This is a genomic window from Bacillus sp. 7_6_55CFAA_CT2, from assembly GCF_000238655.1.
GTDB classification, from domain to species: Bacteria; Bacillota; Bacilli; order Bacillales; family Bacillaceae_G; genus Bacillus_A; species Bacillus_A cereus.
Window position 1 is genome coordinate 70,798 of sequence record NZ_JH414716.1, and the last position, 3,618, is coordinate 74,415.

Here is a 3,618-nt window from a genome sequence, read left to right on the forward strand (position 1 = left end):
ACAAAAAGGTAGGGTATTATTTTTTTATCAGAAACTATGTCATTTAGAATGTTCTGCTCATGTGCATTCAATTTATTAGCAATGTAGTAATCCAATATTTCATCAATAAGCTCATAATTTTTCATGTCTTTCATTGTGCAAATGGTCTTTATTTTATTAAGTGTTTCAGGCGATACTTTTATATTTTTTCTGTCTGCTGCTGACAATGAATTCTTTTTCTTTGTCGCAGGATTATCTTGAACAGGTGTCACAGTCACTAAGTATTTTTTATCCAAATTGACCACTCCTATTTAGTATATTATCCCAAACTATTAAAACTAATTTGCGTATCTTATGTAGAGAGAAAAGTGGAAATATAGAAATATCCCTATTTCTAAATAGGGATATTTCTATATTTTTAAATCTCTGTTAATAGCTTGAATTTTCTTTTCTGTTCAGGCGTTAGCTCATTTTCTACATAGCGATCTATAAGTAAATCGATGATTTCATAAGCGAATTTTGTGTTTGTAAGTTTCATTAATACTTCTAGTTCTTCTTTTGATTGATTAGAAATTTTAATGCTGCCTTGCTGATTTTTTAAATTTCTTTTTTGATTCAGTTTTTTCGTTTCTTTTTTCTTTTCGAGTTACTTGTTTTTCTTCAGACTTAGGTTGAGAAGGAGTAACTGGAACCTCGTTATTTTCCACCGTAGCTTGTCCTTGCTCTGGTACATAAGGCTCAGTAGGTTCAAAGTTACTTTTCTTTCTACCTAATAAACCAGGAGTTCTCGCCATTTTAAACACCAACCTTCATTTTTTCAAACATATCAATACGAGATAATAATTCATCACTAATTGTTTCGTATAGTTCAATTACATTCATATCATGTCTATCTTTTTCAGTGATACCATTAACATCAAATCGTTTAATACGCTCCATTTGAGGAACGATGTTTTTGAATAGGTTTTCTTCACCGAAAATTTCACGTGCATTTTCCATGATATATTCGTCAACCTTACCGTTATTTTTTAATAGAACAGGAAGAATACCGACTACTTCAATATCAAGATCATATTGTTCTTTTAACTTGATAAGCTCATTAACATAATTCTCAGCGCCAGTAAGAGAACGTTCTTGTGTTTGTAGAGCGATTAGAACATAATCAGAAGCTACAACGGCGTTCTTTGTAACTTCTAATGACATTGGAGGAACATCGATAAATATGTAGTCGTATTTATGCTTTATCTTTTCAAGCAATCCTCGGAAGTAATGATCTTCTTCAGCTTCCGAAGAACAATTTTTATAAAGGAATTTTGCGAAGTCCTGGAAATCAACGTAAGAAGGAATTAAATATAAGTTATCCGTAATTTCTACTTCTAAGCCATCCAAGTTCCCCTCTTGTATCCCTTTCATTAATGTTTTTTCAACAGTAACGATTTCATCAGGGTTAAGGATTGATTTTGTTAACATTAAAGATTTTGTTGCGTTACTTTGTGGATCAAGATCAACGAGTAATGTACGCTTACCTTTTTTAGCAAATTCATAAGAGTTCAATACAGCATTTGTGGTTTTACCGACTCCACCTTTGTAATTACCTACAGTAATTGTAATGGCCATTTTTAACACTCCAGTTATAGTTTTTGAAATTTCCCTATATCCCTTTATAGAAATAGGGAAAAATAGAAATAGGGAAATAGGGATATTTCTAACTATAGAAATAGGGATATTTCTATATCTTTATGAAAATTATAACAATGATATTTGGGTTATGCAATAGAATCATAGAGTTAGTAATTAATAACAGAAACGTTGATATTAAAAGATTTTTCAGTTGTATGAAGTATAGAAATTTAAGTAATAAATCTGAATTTTTTTATAGGAGATAGTAGACGCAAAAATAATAAAAATAGGGAAATATAGATATAGGGAAAAGGGGAAATATCCCTATATCTATAAGTGGAAATAGGGAAATAGGGAAAAAGGGATATTATTCAGAAAGTGTGCAAATTCACTGTTTACAAAGGATAATGCTTGTTGTAACGTAGTAAACAACAAGCACCATTCTACAAAACAAAACATAATTTGATATTTTACATAAATGAAGATCATGAAGATTGAACGAGATAAATTAAAGACAATTGAATATGAACACAAAACAAAAAGCCACTCCCGTATGCTAATGGCTACCAACCTTTAGCGGGAATGACTTGCTCTAGCAAGTGTACCACCACTTGACTAGAAATTAGCTGTATTAACCCACAGTGTTAACGTTTAAGAAGTGTACCACCACTAACCTTAAACAACTATGCCTTTTCACGAGGCTTCTTTGATATACCCATTTTATCTATTGTTTGACTAAAATTCAACTAGTAAATGCTAGAATTGTATTTTTTGTAGTCAAAAGATATATAGCGGGCATCTCTAAACCTAGAAGTCTTGTGAATCTACAGGCCATTTAGGAATTGGAGATGCCTTTTTGTTTTTTGTTCGCGTGGAATTGCCTGATACCACGTAAATAAAAACTGATAAGCCGTAATTCCGTGCTTCTATATAGAGGGAACGTGTTACGGCGTGGCTAGCTGTTGGTCGTGCAGGGGGTACAGAGTATGCGCCTACAAAAACAGCACCCCTCATTGGAATCCTGTTCTTCTGGTGAGGGTGGGCGAGAACTTGCCCAGGGACGATTCTCTAAAAGGTTCGGGTGGTTATCGTTAGCATTACGGTGCTAGGGAGTACATTCAGTTTGTCGTGTAGGGACGATATTACAAGGACAAGCCATAGAAAAAGGATGTATGCGGTGAAAATCGCTGAGTGAACAGGGTCTATACATACGGATACCTTATAAGTGACCGCATGGCGAAAACAAGACGCTTATCCATCTATTTTGATCGATTACTTTTTTGTGATCTTTCAAAGTAGGGGATAAATCTGCCTTCCAGCCGTGTTCCATAATCGTTCCCACATGATAAAAACCCTCAAGACCTTCAGTCAAGCTTAATTACGAAGAAAAGCAGAAAAATATGAGAGTGTTTAACTCATGGGGGAATGAATCACTAAGATAGAGGAATAAATATAGGATTTACTACTTTTTTGGTTAGAGGATAAGGGGATGGATGGTAGAATAGGTTTTATTGCAAGATTTGGTTTTACACATCGGATATAGTACGTGAAATTTATAAGGTTAATTTCTTGTTTATAGAAATTAAGTATTATTTTACAATTGATTAGAAGGATAAAATTTAAGGGGAATATTTTATGACTAATAATCTTATAGAGAAGAATTGGATAGATGATTTTATTAAAACAGATGTATTTTCAGAGGCTTTAGGTATGGTATGGCGTAATGGTTATGAATCAGGAGGTTATTTTCAATTCACTCATAAGTCACAAGTGATAGTAAAAAAGTTTGCTGATTTCTTTGGGAAAGAAACAAGATCAAGATATTGTGAAGATAAAGGGTATGTGGAATGGTATATGTCTATGAATAGTGACCATCCATTTATTACAAAGGTAAAAGAATTTGGTTGGACACCGATACGAGGAAAATCTAGGTTATTTCCTAAAGGTGAGTTTAATAAAAAAATATTCATTAAAAAATATGTTTTATTGAGGCATGAACTTGGCACGATAAAAGTTAAA

The 3,618-nt window shown here is 32.9% G+C and carries 2 protein-coding genes and 2 pseudogenes; 1 reads left to right on the plus strand and 3 read right to left on the minus strand.

The window, feature by feature from the left end; genetic code table 11:
• From HMPREF1014_RS27535 to HMPREF1014_RS27545, 3 genes and pseudogenes are all read right to left on the minus strand, one after another.
• Positions 1-275, minus strand: a 275-nt coding sequence (locus tag HMPREF1014_RS27535; RefSeq protein WP_009327679.1) for a hypothetical protein, incomplete at its 3' end; no start/stop codon positions are given.
• 122 nt (positions 276-397) lie between these two features.
• Positions 398-773 (minus strand): annotated as a pseudogene (locus tag HMPREF1014_RS27540) (DUF5388 domain-containing protein).
• Between the two features lies 1 nt (position 774).
• Positions 775-1,596, minus strand: coding sequence for a ParA family protein (locus HMPREF1014_RS27545; RefSeq protein ID WP_001018642.1), 822 nt, complete (start codon positions 1,594-1,596; stop codon positions 775-777).
• A 1,638-nt stretch (positions 1,597-3,234) separates the two neighbouring features.
• Between HMPREF1014_RS27545 and HMPREF1014_RS31800 the strand changes: the two are divergent.
• Positions 3,235-3,618, plus strand: a pseudogene (locus HMPREF1014_RS31800) (hypothetical protein); the annotation flags it as partial.